Source organism: Streptomyces sp. C10-9-1 (genome assembly GCF_024497955.1).
GTDB classification, from domain to species: domain Bacteria; phylum Actinomycetota; class Actinomycetes; order Streptomycetales; family Streptomycetaceae; genus Streptomyces; species Streptomyces sanyensis.
Window position 1 is genome coordinate 199,998 of sequence record NZ_JANHKP010000010.1, and the last position, 24,469, is coordinate 224,466.

The 24,469-nt window shown below is 73.6% G+C and carries 23 protein-coding genes, 5 tRNA genes and 2 pseudogenes; 14 read left to right on the forward strand and 16 right to left on the reverse strand.

Going from position 1 to position 24,469, the window contains the following annotated elements:
- Positions 1 to 105: 105 nt before the first annotated feature.
- Both NPS70_RS16580 and NPS70_RS16585 read right to left on the reverse strand, forming a co-directional pair.
- Complete coding sequence (locus tag NPS70_RS16580) at positions 106 to 1,815, reverse strand: terminase large subunit (protein WP_256525047.1); 1,710 nt, start codon at positions 1,813 to 1,815, stop codon at positions 106 to 108.
- Positions 1,816 to 1,824: 9 nt separating this feature from the next.
- On the reverse strand, positions 1,825 to 2,130 hold the full coding sequence (locus NPS70_RS16585; RefSeq protein ID WP_256525048.1) for a hypothetical protein: 306 nt from the start codon (positions 2,128 to 2,130) through the stop codon (positions 1,825 to 1,827).
- A 3-nt stretch (positions 2,131 to 2,133) separates the two neighbouring features.
- Here NPS70_RS16585 and NPS70_RS16590 point away from each other — a divergent pair, with 3 nt between their 5' ends.
- Complete coding sequence (locus NPS70_RS16590) at positions 2,134 to 2,262, forward strand: hypothetical protein (RefSeq protein ID WP_256525049.1); 129 nt, start codon at positions 2,134 to 2,136, stop codon at positions 2,260 to 2,262.
- Positions 2,263 to 2,483: 221 nt separating this feature from the next.
- On the opposite strand, the gene NPS70_RS16595 is transcribed toward NPS70_RS16590, so the two are convergent.
- The 3 genes from NPS70_RS16595 to NPS70_RS16605 all read right to left on the reverse strand — a co-directional run bounded on the left by NPS70_RS16595 (position 2,484) and on the right by NPS70_RS16605 (position 4,330).
- On the reverse strand, positions 2,484 to 3,080 hold the full coding sequence (locus NPS70_RS16595) for a bifunctional DNA primase/polymerase (RefSeq protein WP_256525050.1): 597 nt from the start codon (positions 3,078 to 3,080) through the stop codon (positions 2,484 to 2,486).
- 291 nt (positions 3,081 to 3,371) lie between these two features.
- The gene (locus tag NPS70_RS16600; protein ID WP_256525051.1) at positions 3,372 to 3,611 is read right to left on the reverse strand and encodes a hypothetical protein; all 240 of its coding nucleotides are present in this window, start codon (positions 3,609 to 3,611) and stop codon (positions 3,372 to 3,374) included.
- Positions 3,608 to 4,330, reverse strand: a complete 723-nt coding sequence (locus NPS70_RS16605) for a spherulation-specific family 4 protein (RefSeq protein WP_256525052.1) — start codon at positions 4,328 to 4,330, stop codon at positions 3,608 to 3,610. Before NPS70_RS16605 ends, NPS70_RS16600 begins: the two co-directional genes overlap by 4 nt.
- 389 nt (positions 4,331 to 4,719) lie before the next feature.
- Here NPS70_RS16605 and NPS70_RS16610 point away from each other — a divergent pair, with 389 nt between their 5' ends.
- Positions 4,720 to 5,346, forward strand: coding sequence for a DUF4352 domain-containing protein (locus NPS70_RS16610; protein WP_256525053.1), 627 nt, complete (start codon positions 4,720 to 4,722; stop codon positions 5,344 to 5,346).
- Positions 5,347 to 5,398: 52 nt separating this feature from the next.
- Here the strand turns inward: NPS70_RS16610 and NPS70_RS16615 are convergent.
- From NPS70_RS16615 to NPS70_RS16645, 7 genes and pseudogenes are all read right to left on the reverse strand, one after another.
- A tRNA-Pro gene (locus NPS70_RS16615) sits at positions 5,399 to 5,470 on the reverse strand.
- A 48-nt stretch (positions 5,471 to 5,518) separates the two neighbouring features.
- Positions 5,519 to 5,590: transfer RNA gene (locus tag NPS70_RS16620), tRNA-Gln, on the reverse strand.
- 140 nt (positions 5,591 to 5,730) lie between these two features.
- A tRNA-Leu gene (locus NPS70_RS16625) sits at positions 5,731 to 5,804 on the reverse strand.
- Positions 5,805 to 5,895: pseudogene (locus NPS70_RS16630) on the reverse strand. It abuts the tRNA gene before it with no gap.
- A gap of 86 nt (positions 5,896 to 5,981) precedes the next feature.
- Positions 5,982 to 6,054: transfer RNA gene (locus NPS70_RS16635), tRNA-Thr, on the reverse strand.
- 84 nt (positions 6,055 to 6,138) lie between these two features.
- Positions 6,139 to 6,211, reverse strand: a tRNA-His gene (locus NPS70_RS16640).
- A 551-nt stretch (positions 6,212 to 6,762) separates the two neighbouring features.
- On the reverse strand, positions 6,763 to 8,361 hold the full coding sequence (locus NPS70_RS16645; RefSeq protein WP_256525054.1) for a recombinase family protein: 1,599 nt from the start codon (positions 8,359 to 8,361) through the stop codon (positions 6,763 to 6,765).
- A 17-nt stretch (positions 8,362 to 8,378) separates the two neighbouring features.
- On the opposite strand from NPS70_RS16645, the pseudogene NPS70_RS16650 reads away from it, so the two are divergent.
- The 5 genes and pseudogenes from NPS70_RS16650 to NPS70_RS16670 form a co-directional block, all read left to right on the forward strand.
- Positions 8,379 to 9,152, forward strand: a pseudogene (locus NPS70_RS16650) (tRNA-dihydrouridine synthase); the annotation flags it as partial.
- 194 nt (positions 9,153 to 9,346) lie between these two features.
- The gene (locus NPS70_RS16655) at positions 9,347 to 10,429 is read left to right on the forward strand and encodes an exo-alpha-sialidase (RefSeq protein WP_256525055.1); all 1,083 of its coding nucleotides are present in this window, start codon (positions 9,347 to 9,349) and stop codon (positions 10,427 to 10,429) included.
- 239 nt (positions 10,430 to 10,668) lie between these two features.
- On the forward strand, positions 10,669 to 11,346 hold the full coding sequence (locus tag NPS70_RS16660; RefSeq protein WP_256525056.1) for a uracil-DNA glycosylase: 678 nt from the start codon (positions 10,669 to 10,671) through the stop codon (positions 11,344 to 11,346).
- Positions 11,343 to 12,380 carry a BadF/BadG/BcrA/BcrD ATPase family protein gene (locus tag NPS70_RS16665; protein ID WP_256525057.1) on the forward strand — a complete coding sequence of 346 codons (1,038 nt, stop codon included), beginning with the start codon at positions 11,343 to 11,345 and terminating at the stop codon, positions 12,378 to 12,380. The genes NPS70_RS16660 and NPS70_RS16665 overlap by 4 nt, the downstream gene beginning before the upstream one ends.
- A gap of 72 nt (positions 12,381 to 12,452) precedes the next feature.
- Positions 12,453 to 13,367, forward strand: coding sequence for a sirohydrochlorin chelatase (locus tag NPS70_RS16670; RefSeq protein WP_256525058.1), 915 nt, complete (start codon positions 12,453 to 12,455; stop codon positions 13,365 to 13,367).
- A gap of 138 nt (positions 13,368 to 13,505) precedes the next feature.
- On the opposite strand, the gene NPS70_RS16675 is transcribed toward NPS70_RS16670, so the two are convergent.
- From NPS70_RS16675 to NPS70_RS16685, 3 genes are all read right to left on the reverse strand, one after another.
- Positions 13,506 to 14,567 carry a lactonase family protein gene (locus tag NPS70_RS16675; RefSeq protein ID WP_256525059.1) on the reverse strand — a complete coding sequence of 354 codons (1,062 nt, stop codon included), beginning with the start codon at positions 14,565 to 14,567 and terminating at the stop codon, positions 13,506 to 13,508.
- A gap of 175 nt (positions 14,568 to 14,742) precedes the next feature.
- Complete coding sequence (locus NPS70_RS16680) at positions 14,743 to 16,290, reverse strand: FUSC family protein (RefSeq protein ID WP_256525124.1); 1,548 nt, start codon at positions 16,288 to 16,290, stop codon at positions 14,743 to 14,745.
- Between the two features lie 219 nt (positions 16,291 to 16,509).
- Positions 16,510 to 16,734: a hypothetical protein gene (locus tag NPS70_RS16685; protein ID WP_256525060.1), complete on the reverse strand. Its 225-nt coding sequence runs from the start codon at positions 16,732 to 16,734 to the stop codon at positions 16,510 to 16,512.
- Positions 16,735 to 16,958: 224 nt separating this feature from the next.
- Between NPS70_RS16685 and NPS70_RS16690 the strand changes: the two genes are divergently transcribed.
- The 6 genes from NPS70_RS16690 (at position 16,959) to NPS70_RS16715 (ending at position 21,473) form a co-directional block, all read left to right on the forward strand.
- Positions 16,959 to 17,441, forward strand: a complete 483-nt coding sequence (locus NPS70_RS16690) for an Lrp/AsnC family transcriptional regulator (RefSeq protein WP_256525061.1) — start codon at positions 16,959 to 16,961, stop codon at positions 17,439 to 17,441.
- Between the two features lie 33 nt (positions 17,442 to 17,474).
- Complete coding sequence (locus tag NPS70_RS16695; protein ID WP_256525062.1) at positions 17,475 to 18,176, forward strand: HAD family phosphatase; 702 nt, start codon at positions 17,475 to 17,477, stop codon at positions 18,174 to 18,176.
- Positions 18,177 to 18,420: 244 nt separating this feature from the next.
- On the forward strand, positions 18,421 to 18,915 hold the full coding sequence (locus NPS70_RS16700) for a DUF2617 family protein (protein ID WP_256525063.1): 495 nt from the start codon (positions 18,421 to 18,423) through the stop codon (positions 18,913 to 18,915).
- Entirely contained in the window at positions 18,912 to 19,364 is a 453-nt protein-coding gene (locus NPS70_RS16705) for a DUF4247 domain-containing protein (protein ID WP_256525064.1), read from the forward strand. The genes NPS70_RS16700 and NPS70_RS16705 overlap by 4 nt, the downstream gene beginning before the upstream one ends.
- 73 nt (positions 19,365 to 19,437) lie before the next feature.
- A complete protein-coding gene (locus tag NPS70_RS16710; RefSeq protein WP_256525065.1) occupies positions 19,438 to 19,875 on the forward strand; it encodes a DUF350 domain-containing protein in 438 nt (145 codons plus the stop codon).
- A 5-nt stretch (positions 19,876 to 19,880) separates the two neighbouring features.
- Positions 19,881 to 21,473, forward strand: coding sequence for a polyamine aminopropyltransferase (locus NPS70_RS16715; protein ID WP_308315020.1), 1,593 nt, complete (start codon positions 19,881 to 19,883; stop codon positions 21,471 to 21,473).
- Between the two features lie 158 nt (positions 21,474 to 21,631).
- On the opposite strand, the gene NPS70_RS16720 is transcribed toward NPS70_RS16715, so the two are convergent.
- Positions 21,632 to 23,287 (reverse strand): GAF domain-containing sensor histidine kinase, encoded by a 1,656-nt coding sequence (locus NPS70_RS16720; protein ID WP_256525125.1) that lies wholly within the window; start codon positions 23,285 to 23,287, stop codon positions 21,632 to 21,634.
- A gap of 349 nt (positions 23,288 to 23,636) precedes the next feature.
- Between NPS70_RS16720 and NPS70_RS28550 the strand changes: the two genes are divergently transcribed.
- Positions 23,637 to 24,359 carry an HPP family protein gene (locus NPS70_RS28550; RefSeq protein ID WP_305885948.1) on the forward strand — a complete coding sequence of 241 codons (723 nt, stop codon included), beginning with the start codon at positions 23,637 to 23,639 and terminating at the stop codon, positions 24,357 to 24,359.
- The last annotated feature ends 110 nt before the right edge of the window (positions 24,360 to 24,469 follow it).

Below are 24,469 nucleotides of genomic sequence, written 5' to 3' on the forward strand. Positions count from 1 at the left end.
GTCGCGTGTGTCTCGCCGCTCCGACAGGAGCCGGAGCCCCAGTCGCTGAAGCCACCACCCGGGAGACTCCACCTCCGATGCATCGATAGGCACTCACGAACCTCCTCAGAAGGCGATCAGCTTGGACGAGCGCTTTTTGCGCTTCGTGATGCCAGCGGCTACCGCGTCAGCGCGGCACTCGTAGGCCAAGACGGCGCTCATCGCGGCGTCAATCTTTTTCGGGCTCTTCGCGTGCTCTTTGCCGATGCCCAGGTGATTCCGGCCCATCGGACGGCGGCGCGCGTTCTTCACGTGACGGGAGAGCGTGGCTCCGAGACGGAGTAGGCGACTGGCCTCGTCGGGGTCGAGCGACTCCGCGTGCGAGAGCGCCTTGTCGTCCACGGCCTCTATGAAACGGTCAAGCGCGTGTTCCATGGCGGTTGGCCGGTTGGTCCACCACTCCAGCGGACGGGCTTGCGTGGCGCGTACCTGGAGGCCGTCACCGTGGTCGCGCGTCCACGCGTCCACGTAGTCCTGCCAGTGCGGCGGATCGGCGTAGAAGCCGCAGACGTCGAAGCGCTCGAAGGCACGGGCCACAGAAGCGTCCACCGATTCACGGTCCACCTGCCACCCGTCGCCCTCCGGGCCTTCCGGCTTCTCCCAGCAACCGAGGAGCATCAGATGGCCGTCAGAGACTCGGCAGGCAGTCAGCGCCGTTGCGTCGTCTCGGATCGAGCCGTCAAAGCCCAGCGTCACAAGGTCCCCCGCGGCGATCTCCTCCGCGCGTCGGCACAGGGCCCACGCGTCGGGGTCCATCCATGCGTCGCTGGCGACCGTGCGGGAGTTGAGGAAGTAGCGTCGGCCGTCAGCGGAGTCGTTGCGGAGGTCGTAGAAGTCGTCTACGAGGGACTCCAGGTCCATCCACTCCATCGCGTCGCCATAGGCGTCAACGAGAGCTGCGCGGAGTTCGTCTTCGTCCTTCAGGTTCTTGCACTCGCCCCACCGATGGTCGTACATGAGGCGCGAGCGTCCGCGCTTCTTACGGCCGTCGCGGATGGCTTCGGCTTCCTCGTACGTCCGCTCTGCCACGGAGTCCTGCCCCGGGGCGAACATGGTGGTCGTTTCGAGGTACCACGTCTGCGCGCCGCGCTTCCGCTTGCGCAGGTTACGGGTCACGGTGGAATACATCCGCCGCAGCTCAGGCGTGTTGTAGAGGTGGGTCTCGTCGAAACAGACCCACGTCTCCTTGCCGCCGTCCTTCGACGAGGACGAGGCGGTTGACGGCATGATCTCTCCGCCGTCAGGGAGGATGATCCTGGTCAGCCCAACGTCAACGTTGGGGACCTGCGAGAGTAGCGACGCCTCGTCGGTCAGGTTGAAGTGGATGGTGTCGAAGACGTTGCCGGTCTGACCCTCCTCCGTCGCCATGATGCGGAGATACGGGACCTTGACCGGCCGGCCCATGGGCTCGCCAGGCTCGTAGACGTACTCAAAGCCCAGTCCCCACGGGTCGCGGTACACCTCTCCGCCCTCCGCCCAACCGTCGAAGCGGGCGGGGCCGAAGGCTTCAAAGAGGCCGATGCGGGCGCCTAGGCCCGACTTGTCGCAGCCCTTCGGGCGGGAGAAAAAAGCGGAGTCGTAGAGGAGTCGGCCCTCGTCATCGTCGACCGCGTAGCAGTCGACCACGAAACCGGTGTATTCGTCGCCGTGGCGCACAGGTTCGCCCTGGACGTCGCCAGGGCCGTGCACTACGAAGTGCTCCATCCATGCGACCGCGAGCCACCCGAGGGAGCGGGAGCGGTCATGACCGGGGGCGCGCACGATAGCGCGCGGCACGGGTGCTCCTTATCCGTCGGTCCCGGTGAGTCGCGCTCGACGGGAGTTGATGTCCGACACGTTGTCGGGGCGCTGTGCGGGCGCCTGCTGGCGCGTCGTGGGGTCGTCGACCTTCAGCTTCAGGCGGGCCCGGTCCTCCGGCGTGGCGCCGAACTTGGCCGCACGGAGGCGGACTTCAGAGGCGAACTCCCAGCGTCCCTTCGCCCACATCGTGTGGTGCATCAGGGCGGTGTCAATGAGGAACAGCCAGTCTGTGTCGGTGAAGGTCTGCGCCTGCGCCGACGTGCGCCAGGAGTTCCACCAGAGCTGAGTCATGGCGTGCCACTCGACGGTGACGCCGCCCTCTTCGCCAAGGACGCCTGGGGGCAGCTCCGGGCCGCGCAGCTCTTCGTCAGGGACGAGGACGGTATCCGGCGCCGTGGCGTTGCGCCGACGGCGCTTGGATGAGTCCTTAGGGGCGGGTCCGCGGCCGGCCATCAGTCTCCCTCCTCAGCCACCCAGACGCAACAGTGCACATCGCGTGCGTGGTCTGTCGCGTGCTCATCGTGAGACCCCGCCAGTCGCACACAGCGCTGACGTGTCTCCGGGTGCCGCTCGTGGCACTGCGTGAAGACGCCGTCCATGGAGTACCTCCCGGGTCGGACGGCAGCGCCGTCCCATGTCGGGGGCTACGCCGTCAGTTTGGAAACCACCGCGGAGAGGTCCGCGAGGATGGACGGGCAGGAGCCATGTCGGCGGCCCGTCATTGCGATGTAGCGGCCGGTCCCGTAGATCTCTACAGCCGTGCCGTCGGGGCGTCGGATGCGCCGTCCCTGCCGGACGTCAGCGCGGCCCCAGATGTGCAGTCCGTCGCCGGACGGGGACACCTCTACGTAGGTGGTGCCCGCGTCGCGGAGAATGGCTGCGGCCCACGGGGCGAGTCGCCCAGTGAGCGGGTTCAAGCAGTGGTCCAGGTCCAGGCATACGACGTCGTCCGTGTCGGACAGCACGAAGCCCAGACCGACGCCGGCCGTCGAAGAGGTGGCGTCCGTGTGCGTGCTCCACGTCTGCGGGTCCGTCGACGAGGCCGGCATGCCGCCGACCGTCAGGGGGACCTTCGCCGCGGAGCGTCGAACCCACCTGTCGCGGGTCTTCAGCTCGGTGGGAGTCGCGTCGCTCTTCGCTGCGCGGGACATCGCCTTACGGCAGCGGGGAGAGCACGTGCGTGCGTGCGAGCGCGCCATGAGCGGGAGCTCGGCGGGGCACATTGCGCACGTCCTCTTCATGGGTTCATCGTAGCTCAGGGGTGTCACACTTTCAAGCCTCCCACCTGCGGCTTCATGGCAATCGACCATGCCGGCCGGTCACACATTCCGACGCTAGGTCCGGGCTCAGTACCCCCTAGGAGGCGCTGTGCGGGCCCCTGCGGGCCGCACTCGCACGGGGGCGAGATCGCCTCATCCGCATCCCCCAGACCCGTACAGAGCGCGAGGACCAGCACCTTGACGGTCTTCAGGGTGGATGATCAGGGGTTACCCCCCTGGTGATCATGGCCGGGTGATCTTGATTGGAGATCGTTAGGCGAATCCGATCACGGTGTTGCCGGTCGCGTCCTCGTCGCCCTTGATCTCCACCGCCGACGGCACCAGGACGAGGGTCACGGTCGTCATGCTCGTCCGCCCGTCTCCCGTGTGCACCTTCGGGGCCCGTGCGAGCGTACCCACGTCGACCCCGTTCACCCGGACGCGCATGGCGAGCACACCAGAGCCTGGCTCGTGGTCAGGCTCCAGGATCTCCACCCGCGCACCGTCGCTCATCGCACCCACCGGTGCGTAGGCCGCGCCGGATAGCGCGTCAGTGCCTGCGCTTGCGGTGCCCAGTAGTCCGGAAGTCCGCCCCATGGGTTGCCACTGGCGAACGTACCGTCCGTGACGTACAGGTGGTGCACACCGCGCCTACGGGCTAGGCGTACAGCCTCTGTGACGTCCTCTGCGGCGGCTTCGTACACAAGGTGGGACATCCGCTCAGGCGGGAAGTTCTGTGTCCACTCAGGGGCGCTCAGAGCCTCGTACGCGGCCATCGTACCCTCGAAGGTGACCACCGTGTCAGCGATGTCCAGATACCCCGCCGCAGGCAGCGTGCCGCAGTTCAGAATGACGTACTCCACACCCGCCTTCCGCAGGAGAAGAACCGTCGCCCCCACCGCCTGGAGGTCCGCTTCATCCGCGCTCACACGGTCCAGGAAGACGCCCTTGATGCCGCGGGAGACCCACTCCGTCGCCTGCGTCACCACCGTGAAGTCAACGACCGCCCCGTAGTTGTGGTCCACATACCCGCAAACCGTCGCGCCGGCCGCGATGACCGCAGACGCAGCGTCCGTCAGATCCGTGTCCTCAGGATCGCCAGGGCCGCTGGACTGATTGACGACCACCCACGACACGGGCTGTCCCGGCGTCGCAAGGGCCGCCCATGCGCGGCTGTCCACCGCAGGATGCACGTAGAGCGGGATTCCCGCGGTCATCGTCGTAGAGTTCATCAGTCGTCCTCCAGGGCCGGGTGTGTCGGTCGGGGACGCTCGGTGCGGACCCTCGTCCGTGCGGCAGCAGTGCCGCCCTCAGTGGCGCTCTTGTGCTTGTGGTGCCAGCCGCAGAGAAGCTGGAGATTGGCGTCTGTGTGGTCGTCTCCGGGGACGATGTGGTCCACGTCCGTCCCGGGCTCCACACAGCGCGTGCCGTCGCTGTAGACGGCCGTACAGCGGCCTTTGTCACGCCGGATGATCCGCCGTCGGATGCGCGGCCAGTCGCGCGGGAGGCGCTGCCGGCGGGTACTTCCGGACCACGCCATATCGCCTCCTCGTGACGAGTTGTGACGTACGATTGGCGCTCCTGCGGCGCGGTTGGCGCGCCCGTTTCATGGGGGTTCGATATGCGCGTGTACGTCCGGTGGGCAGTGCTGCCCGCGGCCATGCTCGGAGCGTTGTTGACCGGCTGCTCCTCGGCGGATGAGCCGGCAGAGCCGACCGACGTCGCGGTAAGCGAAGTCGCGCCGGAAACGACGTCCGCGACACCGACGTCCGCAGACCCCTCCTCGTCCGCCCCGGTGCCGTCGGCCGGCGTCGGGGAGACCGTCACCTTCGACACGGGCGAGACGGATGAGTACGGCGAGAACTACCAGGTGACGTCTAAGCTCAGCGTCACCGTGGACAGCGTCGAATACGTGACTCCCGAGGAGATCAACACGACGAACGAGCCGGATCTTGGTCAGTTCGTGAAGGTCACTCTCACGGTCAAGAACGTCGGTGACGCAGACGCCGAGTTCGCCGGCTACGGCTCGATGTACTGGGAGGACGAGGAGACTGCCGCGCAGGGAGCCACGACGCTGGAGGGCGTCGGGGAGGGCCCGGACCTGGACACCACCTACCGCCCCGGTCAGTCCGTCACCGGGTTCATGATTCTCGACGTCGGCCGCAAGGGTGGGACCGTCGGGTACACGGGCGAGGCGGGTCCCTTCAGCGACGAGCCGGCGTTCACGATCGAGCTGCCGACTGCCTGAACACACCTCAGCCCCGCTCCCGGGAACTTTCCTCCGGGGCGGGGCTGTACCGTCGGAACGGCAGGGTTCGAACCTGCGCTCTCCCGCTCCCAAAGCGGGCGCCTTACCTCTTGGCCACGTTCCGTCGTCAGGGTCTTTGGTAGGCAGGACCGACGTCCCGAAGACTGCCTTGCTCCTCGTCAAGGATTCGAACCCCAACTTCCGGGTCCAGAGCCCGGCGTGCTACCGATTGCACCAACGAGGAATAGCCGCGCCAGTGCCGTCAGGGACGGCGCGGAGGATTGCTGCCCGGGTCCCGCCGTCGGACAGCGTGGGTTGCGTCCGGCTGAGCCGGGGCCCACCAGCAGGGCACGCGCTGATCAGTCACGCACGGGACGCCCCCTGTACCGCACGAGGGATTCGAACCCCCAACCTCCTGGACCTGAGCCAGGCGCCTCTACCAATTGGGCTACTGCGGCTTGACGCTGCGGTGGGATTTGAACCCACGATTTCACCGCCGGTTGTGTTCTTCGGCGCGCGTGTACTGCCTCACACCGCGCAACGTCGTCGCTCTCCCGTCGTCAGCACAGGCGTGACCCCTGCCTAGTTCGAGCGGCGCACGTCCTGGCTCCAGGAGGCCGGTTAGACGCGCGCAGAGCCACCGGCAGGGTTCGAACCTGCGACGTGCGCCTTACGAGGGCGCTGCTCTTCCAACTGAGCTACGGAGGCGTTGCGGGGCTGGAGCTACCTTCCCGGCGACTGTTGCCGTGGTGCACCACGTCGCACGCCGAACGCCTCCCCGCGAGGCGTACGTCCCTCCGCCCGGAGTCGAACCGGGATCACCGCGACCACAACGCGGGGCTCTAGACCATTGAGCTACGAAAGGTGCGCTCCCGCCGGCTCCCGGTCTGCCCCGGGGCACCGTCAGGGACGGCTTCCTCGTCCCCGCGGGACGAGACATCTGAAGGACGGCCAGGCCGCTCGACCACGCTCAACCCCGGAGGAGAGGGCGGGGGAGCGCAGGAGCGGCGCTGGCCGTCGAGGAGGGCTGGGAGCCGCGCCAGTCGCCGGCCGCCGCAATTTCCCTCCTACTATTGTTATGTGGGGCATGTTCGGTCTAAACGATCTTGCCCCCTCCCCCGGCGGCCCCGGGCAGACTGCATGCCAAAGTGGCAAACTAACCCCCTATTTCTACTTCTCTCTAACGCGTGTTAGAAGAAAATGAAACAGGGGGTTAGTTCGACACTTTGGCCCTCAGAATGGCCTAGCTAGGCACTCAGAGTCACACCACACCCTCAGCTCCTCACTCTCCGCAGTTATCCACAGGGCCCTGTGGAGGAGCGGGCGGCTCCGGTTGACGTGGAGGCGAGCGACGAGGGGGCGCGACGTCCGGGAGGTGAGCCCCGCGCCCCCTGCAATCCTTTACCAACTCGTTACCTAAAGGCTCTCCTGATACCGGATGTCGTCGAGCGCGTCTTCCTCCGGATCGACGTGCGTGCCGAGTTCGAACGTCAGCCGCTCCTCCGCGGGGGCCCTCCAACGCCCGGGAGGATGCACGGTGACCCTGACGCCGGTCTCCTCCAGCATGCGGCGACGGGCCGGGCCCCACTCCTCGGCCCTCCAGTCGTCGGCCCACGTGGCGTCGAGCTCCACGACTTCCTCCCGGGCGGGGATGACGGGGGTTGCCTCCAGCGCCTCCAAGCGGTCCGAGCGCGCCTGAAGCTGCGCTGCGACGGCGTCAGCCGCGCGCCCACGGAGCGAGGCGAGCCGCACGGAGAGCTCTTCGACGTCGGCCGTCAGGTCCGCGATCTCCGCCCGGTGGTCGGCTCCCGGCCGGCGGACGATCTGCGTGCGGCGCATGGGCCCGACGTGAGCGAGGAACTCCCGCTCCACGAACTCCAGGGTTCCCTTCGCGCCGATGCTGAGCGCCGGGACACCGGGCTCGTGCGCCTTCCCGGAGCACCGGAACACCTCGTGCTTCACGTCCCCCTGCTTGTACCAGTTGATGAACATGTTCCTCTCGCACACGCCGCAGACGATGATGCCCAGGAGCGGATGCCCGTCCTTCCTGCGGGGCCCGCGGTTCCCCGTCGCACGCAGCGTCAGTGCGTCCTGAAGGCTGTGCCACGTCTCGTCGTCCACGAGGGGCTCGCCCTGGAGGATGGGGGCGCCGTGCTCGTCCCTGACGACGGTGCCGTCCTTCTTCACGAGGTGCCCGCGCATGACGGGCGAGAGGAGCATCTCCCGCACCACGGTGAGGTTCCATCGGCTATCGGAGCGCTCAGGCCGGTCCGCCAGGGACGCCCGATGGTTGGCAGGCGTGATGGCCCCCATTTCGACGACCCAACGCAACACATCGGAATAGGAGCGCCCTGCGATAGCGAGGGCGACCATGTGCCGGCGGATATCCGCCGTGGAGCGGGTCGGATCCTCGTCGGCGTGCTCGAAAAGCCACCACCCTTCATTTCCGTCGGAGAACACACGGCGCCCGGGAGCGTAGCCATAGGGCACAACCCCTCCGGGCCATCGTCCGAGCGACTGAAGGTATGCAGCCGCTCCCTGGTTCCGCTCCATGATCGTCTGCCCCTCAAGCTGAGCCGCGAACGCGAGAATCAGCATGATGAGTTCAGACATGGGGGAGCTGAAGTCGAGCTCCAATTGATCGCCCCCGGGTCCGGAGGCGAAGACGAGCCTTTTCCCGTGCGTCTTGGCGTAGCGCCCCAGATCCGCCATATCGGCCATGTCGCGCACAGCACGGTCCATGCGCTGCCAGATCAAGACGTCCCATTCGTCGGGGCGCTCCAGCCAGTAGGAGAGTTCCTCCCGCTCCCACGGAGCGGACTTCAGCGCGGAGACGTCAACGTCTCGGGCCCATCCGACGAAGGTTCCTCCCACGCGTCCCCCGGCGCGGGTGATCGCACTCTCCTGCACCTCGGGGGACGTGGTGACGTCGGTGTACCGGCTGAGGCGGATGGCTCCGATCACGCGAAGTGCCCCGGCGGGGGCAGGGGTTGTACCTCTGATGTGCGGTGTCATGGGATACATGATAGTCGGTGAACCAAGCGCACGCCGGGCGGAAGGCCTCGACCGACCGGCCCTGGAAGGGCGGCGCCCCCGTCGGTCCGGACGGCCACGGGTGGCGGCCGGTCGGCCCGAGCCCGGTGGCCTTCGACACCGGCCACCCCGTGCCGGCGGAGCTCTCCGCGCAGCAGATCGAGGCGGTCGTCCGGGACTTCGCCGCGGCCGCCCGGCGGGCACTGGAGGCCGGGTTCGAGGTGGCCGAGATCCACGGGGCGCACGGCTACCTGATCGGCCAGTTCCTCTCCCCCCACAGCAACCGGCGCACCGACGCCTACGGCGGCTCCTTCGAGAACCGCACCCGCCTCGCCCTGCGGGTCGTGGACGCCGTGCGGGAGGTCTGGCCGGACCACCTGCCGCTCTTCTTCCGCATCTCCGCGACCGACTGGCTCGACGAGGGCGGCTGGACGGCCGAGGACACCGTCCGCCTCGCGCCGCTGCTCAAGGAGCACGGCGTCGACCTCCTCGACGTCTCCACCGGAGGCAACGCGGCCGGTGTCCGCATCCCGACCGGGCCGGGCTACCAGGTGCCGTTCGCCGCCCGGGTCAAGGCGGAGACCTCCCTGCCGGTCGCCGCCGTGGGCCTGATCACCGAGCCCTCCCAGGCCGCGAAGATCCTGGCCAACGGGGAGGCGGACGCGGTGCTGCTCGGACGCGAGCTGCTGCGCGACCCCTCGTGGGCGCGGCGGACCGCACGCGAACTCGGCGCCGAGGTCCACGTGCCGCCGCAGTACCACCGCTCCGTCTGACGCCCCCGTCCGGCACCCCGGCGCGCCCACGTGCGCCGGGAGCGTCCGCCGCCCGGCGATGAGTTCCCGGGCGGCCGACGGTCCCCCCTCCGAGGCACCGGCGCGCCGGGCCGCCCGCGCCACCGGGCCGACACGGGCGGCCGGGTGCAGACTGGCCGGTGTCCGCGACGACGCCGTCCTGGAGGGAGTCCGAGATGACCGAGGTACTACTGGCGGTGGGCACGCGCAAGGGCCTGTTCACCGGGCGCCGCACCAAGGGGAGCTGGACCTTCGAGGGCCCGCACTTCAACGCCCAGGCCGTCTACTCGATCGGCGTCGACACCCGGTCCGCGGTCCCCCGCCTGCTGGTGGGCGGGGACAGCTCCCACTGGGGCCCGTCGGTGTTCCACTCCGACGACCTCGGCCGCACGTGGAGCGAACCGGAGCGCCCGGCGGTGCGGTTCCCCAAGGACACCGGTGCCTCGCTGGAGCGCGTCTGGCAGCTGCACCCCGCCGCCGCTGAACCCGGCGTCGTGTACGCGGGCACCGAGCCCGCCGCGCTGTTCCGCTCCGAGGACCGCGGCGAGAGCTTCGCACTCGTGCGCCCGCTGTGGGAGCACCCGACCCGCTCCGACTGGGTCCCGGGCGGCGGCGGCGAGGCGCTGCACACCGTGCTCACCGACCCACGGGACGCGGACGCGGTGACGGTGGCCGTGTCGACGGCCGGGGTGTTCCGCTCCCGTGACCGCGGAGCGAGCTGGGAGCCGTCCAACCGCGGGGTCTCCGCCGTCTTCCTCCCGGACCCGGCGCCCGAGTTCGGGCAGTGCGTGCACAAGATCGCCCGGGACGCGGGCGACCTCGACCGGCTCTACCTCCAGAACCACTGGGGCGTGTACCGCAGCGACGACGCGGGCGCCACCTGGACCGACATCGGCGGCGGCCTCCCCTCTGACTTCGGCTTCGCCGTCGCGGGGCACCCCCACCGCCCGGACACCGCCTACGTGTTCCCCATCACCGCCGACTCCGACCGCGTCCCCGCCGAGCGGCGCTGCCGCGTCTTCCGCACCGGCGACGCGGGCGCCTCCTGGGAGCCGCTCGGCACGGGCCTCCCCCAGGGAGACCACTTCGGCACGGTGCTCCGGGACGCCCTGTGCACCGACGACGCCGACCCGGCGGGCGTCTACTTCGGCAACCGCAACGGGGAGGTGTACGCGAGCGCCGACGACGGCGACACCTGGCAGCGGCTCCTCGCGCACCTGCCGGACGTGCTCTGCGTGCGGGCGGCGGCACTGTCCTGACACGTTATACGCCGCGCCGGCCGGGGCCACCTGGACGCTGTACGAGGAGGTGTTCTCCGGCCGGGCCCCGGTACCGCCGTGTTCGCCTGCCGGCTGCCGGCGGAGACGGAGGACGCCGAGCGGGTCGGGCGGCTGCCGGCCTCCGCCCGGCATCTGCTGCCGGACGACCTGAGCCGAGGACCGTCCCGTGCGGCGGCCCCGGGGCGGGGTGTCTCCGCGCACCAGTAGAGTGACCCACCGTGACTGCGCGACCGTTGAAGGACATCGTCGAGGCGGGCTGGGCCGAGGCCCTCGCCCCGGTGGCCGGGCGGGTCGCCGCCATGGGGGACTTCCTCCGGGCGGAGATCGCCGCCGGCCGCACCTATCTGCCGCCCGGGAACCAGGTGCTGCGGGCCTTCCAGCAGCCCTTCGACGAGGTGAGGGTGCTGATAGTGGGTCAGGACCCGTACCCCACGCCCGGGCACGCCGTGGGGCTGAGCTTCTCGGTGGCACCGGACGTCTCCCCCTGGCCCCCGAGTCTGGACAACATCTTCCGGGAGATGCACGCCGACCTCGGCCACCCCCGCCCGTCGAACGGCGACCTCACCCCCTGGACACGGCAGGGGGTGCTGCTGCTCAACCGCGCCCTGACGACCGCCCCGCGCAAGCCCGGCGCCCACCGCGGCAAGGGCTGGGAAGAGGTCACCGAGCAGGCCATCCGCGCGCTGGCGGCCCGCGGCAAGCCGCTGGTGTCCGTGCTGTGGGGCCGCGACGCGCGCAACCTGCGCCCGCTGCTCGGCGACGTGCCCGCGATCGAGTCCTCGCACCCCTCCCCCATGTCGGCCGACCGCGGCTTCTTCGGCTCCCGCCCCTTCAGCAAGGTGAACGACCTGCTGGTCCGGCAGGGCGCGCAACCGGTGGACTGGCAGCTCCCGTGAGCGGCACGGCGGGCGGCGCCGCGCCCTGGGTGCTCGGTGCGGACTCGGGCGGCTCGGGGATCCGCACGGCGCTCGCCCCCGCCGGGTCGCTCGGCACGGCGGTGTCCGCGTCCTGCCGTGAACCGGTGCGCACCGGGCCCGGGGGGATCGACGCCGGGCATCTGCTGGAGCTGCTGGCCCCGATGGCACGCGGCCTGCGGGAGCGGTCCGGCGGGCCCGCACTGTCGGCCGCGGTGGTCGGCGCCGCGGGCATGGCCACGCTCGGCGGACGGCTGCGGGCGGAGCTTCCGGGAGCCCTGGAGCGGGAGTTCGGCCTGCGCCGGCTCGCGCTGGCGGCCGACGCCGTCACCGCCTACGCAGGCGCCCTGGGGCTGCGGCCCGGAGCCGTGGTCGCCGCGGGCACGGGGCTGATCGGGCTCGGCACCGATCTGCGCACCTGGCGCAGGGCCGACGGCTGGGGCCATCTGCTGGGGGACTGCGGCGGAGGGGCGTGGATCGGCCGGGCGGGCCTGGAGGCGGCGCTGCGCGCCCACGACGGGCGCCGGGGCGGCTCCGGGCCGCTGCTGGGGCGGCTGGAGGCGGTCCTGGGACCGCCCGGCGGGCTGCCGTCGCTGCTGTACCCCCGGCCCGACCGCCCTGCCCTGCTGGCCTCGTTCGCGCCCGAGGTGGCGCGCTGCGCGTCGGCGGGCGACACGGTGGCCGCCGGCATCCTGCGCCGTGCGGCGGAGCATCTCGCGGACACCGCCGAGGCCGTGTGCCCCCCGCCTTCGGGGCCCGGCGGGGGCGAGGTGCCGGTGGCCGTCACGGGCGGCCTGGTACGTCTGGGCGCACCGCTGCTGGAGCCGCTGCACGCGGAGTTGGCCCGGCGGATCCCCCACGCCCGGGTGGTCCCCGCGGCGGGGGATCCGCTGGCCGGGGCGCTGCTGCTCGCCGAGGCGCTCGCCGTCGGGGGCCCGCTGTTGCCGCAGGCCGCGGGGCTGCTGGAGGTCCATGCGGACGGTTCCGCGCGGAACCGCACATCCTCGAACGGATAAACACGGACAGATGGCGCACGACCGCCCCCTCCCCGAACGGCGGGGGGCGCGAAACCAGTAGCATGCGGCGCCATGAGCTCCTCCACAGGGCCCGCACCCGGCCTGCCCGTACGAATGCCGCGACCCCGACAGTCCGGGCGACACCGCCGCCCGGAGCCGGTGGCCGCTCCCGAGGGCGCACCCGTCCTCGTGCTCGCCGTGCCCGGCGCTCCGTCCGCGCCTGCGCGCAGTCTGGCCGAAGAGGTCGTCAGCATCGCCCGGTCCGAGCTGCCCGGCCTCGAGGTGGGCATCGGCTACCTGGACGGCGACGACGCGGAGTACCCCACGCTCGCGGCGGTGGTCTCCCACGCCGCGGCGCAGCGCAGCGACCGCTTCGAGCTCGCCAGGGCCGCCGGCCGCGAGGCCGCGGAGCCGGAGGGCCCGGCGGCGGTGGTCGTCCCGCTGCTCGCCGGTCCGGACGAGGCCCTGATGGGCAGGGTGCGGCAGGCGGTCGCGGACAGCGGGGCACCGGCCGAGCTGACGGACGTCCTGGGACCGCACCCGCTGCTGGCGGAGGCCGTGCACGTGCGCCTGTCCGAGGCGGGCCTGGCCCGGGCGGACCGCGCCCGGCTGTTCACCGTGGCGACGGCCGCGGACGGCATCGTGCTGGCGACGGTCGGCGGCCAGGAGGCTGTGCAGGCCGCGGGCATCACGGGCATGCTGCTGGCCGCGCGGCTCGCCGTGCCGGTGATCGCGGCCGCCCTGGACGAGGAGGGCTCGGTCGCCGCCGTCGCCGAGCAGCTGCGCGGCGCGGGCTCGGTGCAGCTCGCGCTCGCCCCGTACCTGGTCGGGCCGGAGCTGCCCGAGGGCCTGCTGGACGCCGCCGCCAAGGAGGTGGGGTGCGCGGCCGCGGAGCCGCTCGGGGCCTACCCCGCGGTCGGCAAGCTGGTGCTGTCGCAGTACGCGTCGAAGCTGGGCCTCGCCCAGCCGCAGGGTACGCAGCGCTGATCGGCCGGACGCGGCGGGAGCCGCGTCGGTCCTGGTTCCTCCCGGGCCCGCGGCGGGCCGCCCCGTAAGGGGCCCCGCCGCGGGCCCGGTGCCGTCCCGGGGGGCGGAGGCACCCCCCGGGACGGCGCCGGGCCGGGCTCAGCCGAAGACGACGCAGGTGGCCGCGGGGACGGCGAGGGAGCCCGCCCGCTGCGGCAGCCCCGTGGCGGGGTCGACGTCGAACCAGGTGACGTCCCCGGAGCGCTCGTTCGCGGCGTACAGGCGCCGCCCCCGCGGGTCCGCGGCCAGATCGCGCGGCCAGTGCCCCCCGCAGGGCACCGAGGCCGCCCGCCGGGCCCGCTCGGGACCGTCCGCGAGGTCGAGGACGGCGATGCTGTCGTGGCCGCGGACCGCCGCCCAGGCCCTCCGCCCGTCGGGCGCGACGACCAGGGCGGAGGGGTAGGCGTCGCCCCGGGCGCCCTCGGGCACGACCGGGATCTCGGCGACGGGCCGCAGCACTCCGGCGCGGGCGTCCCACCGGCAGACGGCGACTACGGGCTCGAGTTCGCACAGGACGAGCACATGGCCGCCCGCCGGGTGGAAGGCCAGGTGGCGTGGTCCGGTCCCGGGGCGCAGGGCCGCCTCCCCCCGGACCTCCGGCCGCCCGGAGGCGGGGTCGAGGGCGCAGACGCGCACCGAGTCCGTACCGAGGTCGACGGCGAGGATCCAGCGGCCGGTCGGGTCGGGCAGCACCTGGTGGGCGTGCGGGCCGCTCTGGCGGTCCGGGTCCGGTCCGCGGCCGCGGTGGTCGAGGACGGCGGCGGCGCGTTCGGGGGAGCCGTCGGACCGCAGGGGCAGCACGCTGACGCTGCCGGACCCGTAGTTGGCGGTCAGTACCCGGTCCAGGCCGGCGGTCAGGCTGAGGTGGGTGGGCCCCGCCCCGCGGACCGGGGCGGGGCTCCCCAGCGGGGTGAGGGTGCCGTCGCCCGCGGTGAAGGCGGCGACGGCGCCCTCGGTGGTCTCCGAGACGGCGTACAGGACGCGTCCGCCGGGCCGGACCGCCAGGTAGGACGGGTCGGCGACGGCCGCGGTGGCGTACGTCGCCGTCAGCGCCCCGGTCGCGGCGTCCACGGAGGCGGCGGTGATGCCGTGCCCGCCCGCCGAGGTGAACGATCCGATGTAGGCGTGTGCGCGCGCAGCTGCCGCCTCGGTGCCGGACACGGCTTCCCCTCTCGGCCCCTCGGTTCGCGCCGGGTCGCGCCAACCGAGCACATTAGGTCTAGACCACTATGGCCTACGGCCGCGGCGCGCGTCCCCCCGGGGGCCGGGTCGCGCGGAGGAGCAGGGGAGGCGGGCGGTGTGAGCGGGCGCGCCCGGGGTGCGCGCACCGCAGCGGTCAGGCGGGGACCAGGGGCGCGCGCGGAGACGTGCGCACCGGGGCGGCCAGGGCCGCCAGGGCCTCCTCCAGACCGTGCAGATGGCCGAGGGCGGCCTCGGCACCGGGGTGGTGGGGCAGGCCCGGGACCTGCGGGGCCGCGGGCACGGCGGGGACGGGGGCCGTGCCCGCGGGCACGGCGGGGCCGGGCGTGGCGCCCGGGGGCACCAGCGCGTGCACGGCGGCCTCCACGCGGCCGCACGCGGCCGTCAGCCGTGCGTCGTGGGAGGCGTGCGGATCGGCCGCGACGGCCGCGAGCCCCTTCGTCTCCCGCGCGCAGACGTCGAGCAGCGCGAGCACCTTCAGGGCGCGGGCCTTGCGGGCCCTCAGCGGGCTGAGCGGGTGGGTGAGCGGGGCGAGCGACATGCGGACCCGGCCGAGGAGCAGCTCCAGCTCCGCGACGTGCGGGGCCGGGTCGGCGGACGCGTCGCCGGCGAGGCGGCGGGCGGCGGCCCCGGTGCACCGGTGCACGCAGGCGACGGCGCGCCGGATCCAGGCGTCGGTGGCGGCGTGGGTGGTGACCGGCAGCACCAGCGCCACACCGATCGCCGCCCCGGCGGCCCCGACCAGCGTCTCCTCGACGCGCAGCACCAGCAGTCCGGAGTTCAGCACGCCGAGCAGCCCGTACAGCAGGCCGGCCATCATTGTCACGAAGAACATCATCCAGCTGTAGGACGGGGCGGCCGTGTAGAAGATGCCGAAGACGCAGACGGCGACGAGCAGGGCGGTCGGTGCCGGGGCCCCCGCGAGGGGGACGGCGACGAGCAGGCCCGCGGCGATGCCGACCACCGTCCCCACCACCCGGCGGAAGCCTCGCACGAGCGTCTCGCCGCGGGAGGCGGTGTTGACGAAGATCCACCAGGCGGTGCCGACCGCCCAGTACCAGCGCTCCCCCGACACCACCTGGCCTCCGGCGATGGCCACGGCGCAGGCCGCGGTGACCTGGAAGGCCTGCCGCGTGGTGGCCCGGGCCAGGCCGCGGGCGGGCGGGGCGGCGGGGGCCGCGGGCGGCGGCGTCCGGCGCTCGATGCACCACAGGCCGAAGCGGACGGCGGAGGCGGCGGCGAGGGCGAGCGCGACGGCCGCGAAGAGGGAGGGCAGCTCGGCGGGGACGGCGTGCAGGAACTGGGTGACGAAGAACATCATGAACGCGAAGATCCCGAGCGCATGGCCCCGCGGGCCGAAGCGCCGGGCGTAGGCGCCGCAGAAGACCACGGCGAGCCAGGCGGCGGCGCGCAGCAGCGGCCGGTCGTGGAGCGTGGTGGCGAGCGCCAGCACGGGGAAGCCCACCACCGGCAGCAGCGCCGTGGTGAGCGCCTGGGCGCGCACGCTGGTGTCCATGACGGTGAACAGCGCCAGCAGGGCGGCGAGGCCGCCCGTGATCGAGGCGGTGAGGGAGAGCCCGGCCAGTTCCGCGGCCGCGACGGCGAGGGAGATCCCCAGGACGGCGCGCGTGGAGACACGCAGCCGCAGCCGCCCCGGGTCCGGAGCCACGAACACCCTCTTCAGCACTGCTTCCTGCCCCCGTTCCGGCGGCCCGGTCTCCCGGACATGAGAAAGGCGCCGCGGGGTCCGCAGCGCCATTGACCTCCCCATGAGAGCATCCGCGGGGGCGGTGGCTCAACTCGCCGGCGATCGACCGGGCCATTGGCACAGCAATGGCCCGCCCGGCGGTGCCGAGGGGGTGCCAATGGCCCGCCACGGGCCCCGGCTGCCCCGGGAGGGCGGCTACCGCTGGAGGAAGGGCGCGTCCACGCCCAGCGCCCCCTCCTGCTCGGTGAGCGTGAGCGCCTCCGGGGCCACCAGCTCGCCCACGGCCCCCGTCGCGAGGGCGGCGGGGGAGGCGGAGGCGGCCGGTGCCGCCCAGGCGGCGGCCGCCACCGCGGCGGCGAGCACCGCGGCGGCGCGGAGGCGGGCGCGGGCGGGGGTGTGCGGTACGGGGTGCGTGTCCATGGCCTGACCAACGATGCGGACCGGCCGGGGGCACGCCCCCGGCCGCCCGCACGCGGGGCCCGGCGCCGGGCCACCGGGGGCCCGAGGCGCGGTATGCCGGGGCCGTTGGTACGGTCGCTGCGACCGGACAGGAGCCGGCGGCCCGAAGCGCCCCCTGGGCACGCGGGGCCACCGGCGGCGCCCCGCGGCCCTCCGCGGGGCACCCGAGAAAGGCCCCGCGCACCATGGCGGTCGACGAGCTGGACACCCGCATCCTCCGGCTGCTGATCGAGCAGCCGCGCACCAGCGTGCGCGAGTACGCCCGCATCCTCGGCATCGCCCGCGGGACCCTCCAGGCCAGGATCGACCGTCTGGAGCGGGACGGGGTGATCACCGCCACCGGCCCCCACCTGTCCCCCGCGGCCCTGGGTCACCCGGTGCTCGCGTTCGTCCACATCGAGGTGACCCAGGGCCACCTCGACGACGTGGGCGACGCGCTCGCCGCCGTGCCCGAGATCATCGAGGCCTTCTCCATCACCGGCGGCGGGGACCTGCTGACCCGGGTCGCGGCCCGCGACAACGGGCACCTGGAGGACGTGATCCAGCGGCTGATCAATCTGCCGGGCGTGGTGCGCACCCGGACCGAGATGGCGCTGCGGGAACGGGTCCCCTACCGGCTGCTGCCGCTGGTGGAGGCGGTGGGGCGGGCCGCCGGGCGGGCACGCTGAGAAGGCGCCGGGCGGTCCTGGGATGCTGGGTGGATGAGCACTGCGCGTGATCTCCCCGCGGTCGTCTTCGACCTCGACGGCACCCTGGTGGACAGCGAGCCCGCCTACTTCGAGGCGGGGCGCCGGCTGCTGGCCGCCCACGGGGTCGACGGCTTCGGCTGGGAGGAGCACGCCGCCTTCATCGGCATCGGCACCCGGGAGACGCTGCACGCGCTGCGCGAGCGCTACGGGCTCGGTGCCCCGCTGGAGGAGCTGCTCGCCGAGAAGAACCGGCTCTACCTGGAGCTGGCCCGGACCTCCGCGGCGGCCTTCCCCGAGATGCGGGCCTTCACCTCGATGCTGGCGGAGCGGGGCGTGCCGATGGCCGTGGCGTCCGGATCCTCGCGCGCGGCGATCGAGGCCGTGCTCGCGGGCGCCGGACTGGACGACCGGCTGCCGGTCCGCGTCTCGGCCGAGGAGGTGGCCCGCGGCAAACCGGAGCCGGACGTCTTCCTGGAGGCCGCGCGTCGGCTCGGCGTCTCCCCCGCGGACTGCGTGGCGGTGGAGGACGCGCCCCCGGGTGCGCGGGCGGCCCGGGCCGCGGGGATGCGGTGCATCGCCGTCCCGTACGTCGACGGCACCTTCGAAGACCCCGCGTTCCGCGACGCGGACCTGCTCTTCCCGGGCGGCCAGCGGGAGTTCACCGCCCGTGCCGCGTACGACTGGCTGACCGGCGCGGCCGCAGGCAGGCACTGACGCCCCGTAGCGCGGGGAGGGCTCCGCCCCGCCCGCCGGGGCGGACGGCCACCGGCCCGCGGGCCCCGCGACCCGCTGTGCCATACTCGGCGCGCCTGTTGCCCGTGCCGAGCCCGTGGAACCGCCCTGTGATATCCGCGTCCCCAGCGACCGCCGCGTCCGCCGTGCCGCCCGAGTCCGCACCGCGCGGGATGCCGGCCGTCCGCCGCGGCGCCGGCGCCCGCGCCGACCGGGACCCGGACGCGTGACCGGCACGGCCCTCGCCGTCCCCTACCTCGACACCGGCGCGGACCAGTTGTCCTTCGCCCTGGACCGGCCCGTGCACGAGGCGCTCGCGGTGCGCGAGGTGACGGTGGCGGGCGTCGCGGTGCAGCTCCGCCTGCTGGGCGCCTCCCACCAGGTCCTGGCCGGTCCGGTACGGGAGACCGTCGCCTGCCTCCCGGGCGTCGCGGGCGGGCTGCCGCGGACCGCGGTACGCGCCTTCGACGGCTGGACCTACCGCTTCACGGCCGTCGTCCACCGGCTGTCCGCGGAGGAGTTCTCCGCCCGGGTGGCGCGCATCCGGGGCGACGCGGACGGCCATCCGGCCGCCCTGTACGGCGTCTTCCCCGGATCCGAGGAAGCCGTCACGGCCCTGTGCGCCGAGGACGGCGGCAGGGGGCCTTCCTGGCGTACCTGGCACACCTACCCGCAGAGCCACCGGATCGTGGCGACGCACACCCGTCTGGAGGCCCGATGAGGACCGCCCGAACCACCGGCACGCCCACCGCCCGGACCGCCGGGGCGGCGCTGCTGGCCACCGCCCTGCTGGCCGGCTGCGGGAGCGGCGGGAACGAGGGCAACGCCGTGCCCTCCTCGTGGATCCGGCAGGAGTACCGCCTGGCCGGCACGGGTGGCGGCTACGTCGACACCCTGGACCCCGTGGGCGCCGTCGCCCGGGAGATCGACGCCAACACCCGCGCGGTGGACCGGCTCAGCGTCCCGGCGGGCTCCGGCACGCAGGGCGCCGAACTCCTGCGCTACCGCAACGACATCGTGGCCGTCACCCCCCTCGCGGGCGGCGGCAGCCGGATCGAGATCGACGACTACCGGACCGGCTACCACCGGTGGCGCCCCCGCGTCGGCAGCGTGTGGCCGAACCCGGACAGCGCCTCCTTCCGCGGTGGCGGCCCCGGCTCGGGCAAGTAGCCGCGGGCCCGCACCACCCCTCCTCCGTACGCCCTCCCGCCCCTCCCCCGCGGACGTCCCGAAAGGCACCCCCGTGTCACAGATCATGGAATCGGCAGGCATCTCGCTGCTCTACGGCCTGGTCGGCTTCACCGTCATGGCGGTCGGCTTCGTCGCGCTGGACCTGGTCACGCCCGGCAAGCTGGTCCATGTGGTGTGGACCGAGCGCAACCGCGGCGCCGCGGTGCTGCTGGCGGGGCAGACCCTCGCCATCGGTCTCGTCATCGACCAGGCGATCCGGGCGAGCGAGTCCGAGCAGGGCCTGGGGCTGGGGCTGCTGAGCACCCTGCTCTACGGTCTGGCGGGTGTCGCCGTGATGACACTGGTGTCGGTGGTCGTGGGGCTGCTGACACCCGGTCGCCTCGGCGAGGCCGTCCTCGACGACCAGGGCGACCGCCCGCACCCCGCGGCGTGGGTGCAGGCCGCCATGTACCTCGGCACGGCCTTCATGGTCGGCGCCGCCGTCTCCTAGCGCCGGTGGCCACCACCGCCGCGGCCCGTACCGCGGCACCGCCGCCGCCCCGCCCCGCGGCGCCCGCCCGCGGGGCGCGCTTCCTGCTCCTGCTCTCGGTGTTCCTGTGCGCCGCCTGCGGGCTGGTGTACGAACTCGCCCTGACGGCACTGGGCAGCTACCTCGTCGGCAACTCGGTGATGCAGACGTCCGTCGTGATCTCGGTCGTCGTGTTCGCGATGGGCGTGGGCTCGCTGGCGGCCAAGCCGCTCCAGCGGCGCCCGGTCGGCGCCTTCGCCGTCGTCGAGGGGCTGCTGGCGCTGACCGGCGGGCTGTCGGTGCTGGTGCTGTACGTGGCCTTCGCCTGGCTGCGCGTCTACACGCCCGCCATGGTGGCCGTCGCCTTCGCCGTCGGCCTGCTCATCGGCGCGGAGATCCCGCTGCTGATGACGCTGCTCCAGCGGATCCGCCGCCAGGAGGCGGGCAGCGCGGTGGCCGACATGTTCGCCGTGGACTACATCGGCGCGCTCGTCGGCGGGCTCTGCTTCCCTCTCCTGCTGCTGCCGGTCTTCGGCCAGTTGAAGGGCGCCCTCGTCGTCGGCGCCGTCAACGCGCTCGCCGGGGTGCTCGTCGTCGTGTGGATCTTCCGGCGGCAGATCCGGCGCAGGGTGCGGATCGCCCTGCTCGGCGGGATGGCGGCGGTACTGGCCGTGCTGGGCACCGTCTACGCGCTGGCCGACGACATCGAGGTCACCGCGCGCCAGCAGCTGTACCGGGACCCGATCGTGCACGCCGAGACCACGCCCTACCAGGACATCGTCGTCACACGGTCCCGGGCCTTCACCGGCGAGGCCGACACCCGGCTGTTCCTCGACGGCGACCTGCAGTTCTCGTCCGTGGACGAGTACCGGTACCACGAGGCGCTCGTGCACCCCGCCCTGGCCGGCCCCCGTTCCTCGGTGCTGGTCCTCGGCGGGGGCGACGCCCTGGCGCTGCGGGAGGTGCTGCGCTACGAGGACGTCCGGGAGGTGACGCTCGTCGACCTCGACCCGGCGATGACCCGTCTGGCCCGCGGCTTCGGCCCCCTGCGCGACCTCAACGGCGGCGCCCTGGAGGACCCGAGGGTGTCGGTGGTCAACGCCGACGCCTTCAACTGGCTGCGGGACGCGGGCGGCCGCTACGACGCGGTCGTCATCGACTTCCCCGACCCGGACACCGCGGCGCTGGCCAAGCTCTACTCCGTCGAGTTCTACCACCTGCTGCGCCGTGTGCTGACGCCCGACAGCCGGGTGGTCGTGCAGGGCGGCTCGCCGTTCTTCGCCCCGAAGTCCTACTGGTCCGTCGAGGCGACGGTCGCCGAGGCGGGCTACGGCACCACGCCGTACCAGGTGGACGTCCCCAGCTTCGGCAACTGGGGCTTCGTGCTGGCCCGGCCCGGTGCGGAGCCCCCGCCGCTGCGTCTGGGCGAGGGGGCGCCGCGGCTGCGGTTCCTGGACGACGCGGTCCTGCGGGCCTCGACCGTCTTCCCGGTGGACCGCCGGACCCGCCAGGTGCGGCCCAGCACGCTGATGGACCCGGTGATCCTGGAGTACACGCGGCACGAGTGGCGCGACTACTGACGCGGCCGCGGCCGGCGGTGCCCGGGGCCCTCCCGGGCGGGGCGGCCGCCGGCGGACCCCGGCGCCACCGCCCGGCCTCCCGGGGCAGGCTCCCCCGCACCCCGGGACCGGCGCGGCCGTGCTCCGGCCCGCACGGCGCCCGTGTGGGCCGCCCGGGCTCAGGCGAGCGGGGCGCTCCAGCTGAGGCGGCTGCCGCCCTCCTCGGGGACGGCGACCTCGAAGGTGCCGTGGACGGCCCGGGCACGCTCGGCACAGTTGTCCAGGCCGCTGCGGCGCCCCTGCGCGGGAATGCCGCCGCCGTTGTCGGCGACCGTCAGCCGCACCTCGTCCGCGCTGGCCTTCAGGGTCACGTCCACCCGGGTGGCGTGGGCGTGGCGGGCGGCGTTGCTGAGCAACTCCGCCAGGACCGCGACCACATGGTCGGCGATCTCGGCCGGTACGTCCGTGTCGAGCAGCCCCTCCATGCTCAGGCGGGGCGGGAAGCCGAGGGAGGTGACGGACTCCCCCACGGTCCGCGACGCCTGCGCGCGCAGCCCGGGACCGTCGGCCCCGTCGCGGGACCTCAGGCCGAAGATGGTCGAGCGGATTATCTTGATCGTCTCGTCCAGGTCGTCCACGGCGCGGACCACGCGCTCGGCGGCGCCGGCGTGGTCCACCAGCCGGGCCGCGCTCTGCAGCGTCATCCCCGTGGCGAACAGGCGCTGGATGGCGAGGTCGTGGAGGTCCCTGGCGATCCGGTCGCGGTCCTCGAAGAGGGCGAGCTGCTCGGCGTCGCGGCGCCGCTCGGCCAGTTCGAGCGCGAGCGCGGCCTGTCCCGCGAAGGCCAGCAGCGGCTCCAGCTCGGCGTCGGTGAAGACCGGCGCACCGCTCCCGCGCACCAGCACCAGCGCCCCGCCCGGATCCGAGCCCAGGGGCACGGCGACGGCCGGGCCGCTGCCCGGTGACGCGTGGGGGTCGGCCGTGAAGCGCCCGTCCTCGGCCAGGCAGCCCGTGACGGACGGCGCCCCGGCGGCCCGGGCCGCTCCCGCCAGGGTGCCCTCCCTCGGGACGGTGCGGCCGAGAAGGGCGTCGTCGCCCACCGCGAGTTCCACCGCCAGGTCGCCCGCGACGGCGGCCACCACCACGGAGGCGGTCCGGGCGGCGGCGATCTCGCCGGCCCTGCGGGCGATCAGCCCCAGCACCTCGTGGCGCGGATCGCCCGACAGCAGGCGGTTGGTCACCTCGGCTCCGGCCCGCAGCCAGCGCTGCTGGCGCTGCGAGCTCTCGTACAGCCGGGCGTTGTCGATCGCGACGCCGGCGGCGACCGACAGCGTGGCGATCACGGACTCGTCCTCGGCGTCGAACTCCCGGCCGCACCGCTTGTCGGTCAGGTACAGGTTGCCGAACACCTCCTCGCGCACCCGGATCGGCACGCCCAGGAAGGTCCGCATCGGCGGATGGTGCTCGGGGAAGCCGTAGGAGGACGCGTGGGAGCCGAGGTCCCCGAGGCGCAGGGGCTCGGGGTGGCGGATCAGCTCGCCGAGGAGCCCGTGCCCGGCGGGGAGCGGCCCGATCCTCTCCCGCTGCTCCTCGGAGATCCCGACGGTGAGGAACTGGGAGAGGGTCCTTCCGTCGGGTCCGATCACGCCGAGCGCACCGTAGCGGGCGTCGACGAGCAGGGCCGCCGCCTCGACGATCCTGCGCAGCACCTGGGACAGGTCCAGTCCCCGCCCCACGGAGACCACGGCCTCCAGCAGGCTGTGCACCCGGTCCCGGGTGCCCCGGACGGCGTCGATCCTGCCCTGGAGTTCCTCCAGGAGTTCGTCGAGCCTCATCCTCGGCAACGGCGACAACTGCTGCTCCTCGCCCACAGCGCTCTTCCTTCCACCCCCGCGCCCGTCGGGTTCACCCTAGCGAGTGACGCGGGGTGGACGTGACGGCGGGGACCGATGCCCCCGCCCCTCCCCTCCGGGGCGCCCCGCACCCTGCGCGGCCCCCCGGCACGGGACGAACGGGACGTTCAGCCCCGCGGGCACGCACCGAACGGGCCTCCCGGCGGGCGGCGGCGCGCGGGACCCTGGCCGGGAGGACGAAGCCCCGGCGCGCACACCCGACGCGACGGTCCGTGCCGCGGGTGCGGCGCGGACGCGGGCGGGGGCGCGGACCGCGGTCAGGAGGAAGCACATGGCAGAGCGAACGGTGGGCGAGGTCATGACGCGCGAGGTCGTCACGCTCGCGCCCGGCGCGCCGGTCGGGCAGGCGGCGAGGCTGCTCGCGGCGCGGCGGGTCGGCGCGGCCCCGGTGCTGGACGGGGAGGACCGGGTGGTCGGGGTCGCCTCCCGGGGGGACCTCGCGTCCGGCGGGCGCGACCGGCCCGGCACGGGCGCTGCGCGGGAGCCGTCCGGCGCGGAGGGCGCCGCCGAGGGGCTGACGGTCCGGCACGTGATGGCCGCGCCCGCCGTGACGGTCCACCCCGAGCAGCGCGTCGCCGTGGCTGCCCGTGCGATGGAGCGCCGTGGCGTGGACCGGCTTCCCGTCGTCGACGAGGCGGACCGGATCATCGGCATCGTGACCCGGCGCGACCTGCTGCGGGTGTTCCTGCGCTCGGACGCGGAGATCCTCGCCGACGTCCGCCGGACCCTGCGCAGCGTGCTCGGGACGGCGGCCTCCGCGCGTCCGGACGCCGCCGTGCGCGAGGGGCTGGTCGTCCTCGGGGGCCCACCGGCCCGGGACCGCGGACGCCTGCTGCGGGCGCTCTGGCGCATCGACGGGGTGACGGGCGTCCTCGGCGAGGCGGCAGGGGCACCGGAGGCGGGCGGCGCACACCGCCCCGGCGGGGCGGGGGAGCACCCGGCCGGACCGTGGCGCACGGCGGCGGCCGCGGGCGGGCCACCGGCCGAGGGGTGACGGACCCCGCGGTCGCGCACCGCTCCCCGGCGGGGGCGGAATCCGCAGCCGCGGGCGACCGGGTCCGTGCCCGCGGGAAACGCGTCGTGCCCGTCCCGCAGGTGCGGGAC

What these genes read in the sequence shown, in the direction of transcription:
- NPS70_RS16655 (WP_256525055.1), top strand. Translation starts at nt 9,347, where the DNA reads ATGACCGAGGTACTACTGGCGGTGGGCACGCGCAAGGGCCTGTTCACC.
- NPS70_RS16695 (WP_256525062.1), top strand. Translation starts at nt 17,475, where the DNA reads ATGAGCACTGCGCGTGATCTCCCCGCGGTCGTCTTCGACCTCGACGGC.
- NPS70_RS16670 (WP_256525058.1), top strand. Translation starts at nt 12,453, where the DNA reads ATGAGCTCCTCCACAGGGCCCGCACCCGGCCTGCCCGTACGAATGCCG.
- NPS70_RS16610 (WP_256525053.1), top strand. Translation starts at nt 4,720, where the DNA reads ATGCGCGTGTACGTCCGGTGGGCAGTGCTGCCCGCGGCCATGCTCGGA.
- NPS70_RS16690 (WP_256525061.1), top strand. Translation starts at nt 16,959, where the DNA reads ATGGCGGTCGACGAGCTGGACACCCGCATCCTCCGGCTGCTGATCGAG.
- NPS70_RS16645 (WP_256525054.1), bottom strand. Translation starts at nt 8,361, where the DNA reads ATGACACCGCACATCAGAGGTACAACCCCTGCCCCCGCCGGGGCACTT.
- NPS70_RS16600 (WP_256525051.1), bottom strand. Translation starts at nt 3,611, where the DNA reads ATGAGCGACGGTGCGCGGGTGGAGATCCTGGAGCCTGACCACGAGCCA.
- NPS70_RS16585 (WP_256525048.1), bottom strand. Translation starts at nt 2,130, where the DNA reads ATGACTCAGCTCTGGTGGAACTCCTGGCGCACGTCGGCGCAGGCGCAG.
- NPS70_RS16720 (WP_256525125.1), bottom strand. Translation starts at nt 23,287, where the DNA reads ATGAGGCTCGACGAACTCCTGGAGGAACTCCAGGGCAGGATCGACGCC.
- NPS70_RS28550 (WP_305885948.1), top strand. Translation starts at nt 23,637, where the DNA reads ATGGCAGAGCGAACGGTGGGCGAGGTCATGACGCGCGAGGTCGTCACG.
- NPS70_RS16605 (WP_256525052.1), bottom strand. Translation starts at nt 4,330, where the DNA reads ATGAACTCTACGACGATGACCGCGGGAATCCCGCTCTACGTGCATCCT.
- NPS70_RS16685 (WP_256525060.1), bottom strand. Translation starts at nt 16,734, where the DNA reads ATGGACACGCACCCCGTACCGCACACCCCCGCCCGCGCCCGCCTCCGC.
- NPS70_RS16705 (WP_256525064.1), top strand. Translation starts at nt 18,912, where the DNA reads ATGAGGACCGCCCGAACCACCGGCACGCCCACCGCCCGGACCGCCGGG.
- NPS70_RS16595 (WP_256525050.1), bottom strand. Translation starts at nt 3,080, where the DNA reads ATGAAGAGGACGTGCGCAATGTGCCCCGCCGAGCTCCCGCTCATGGCG.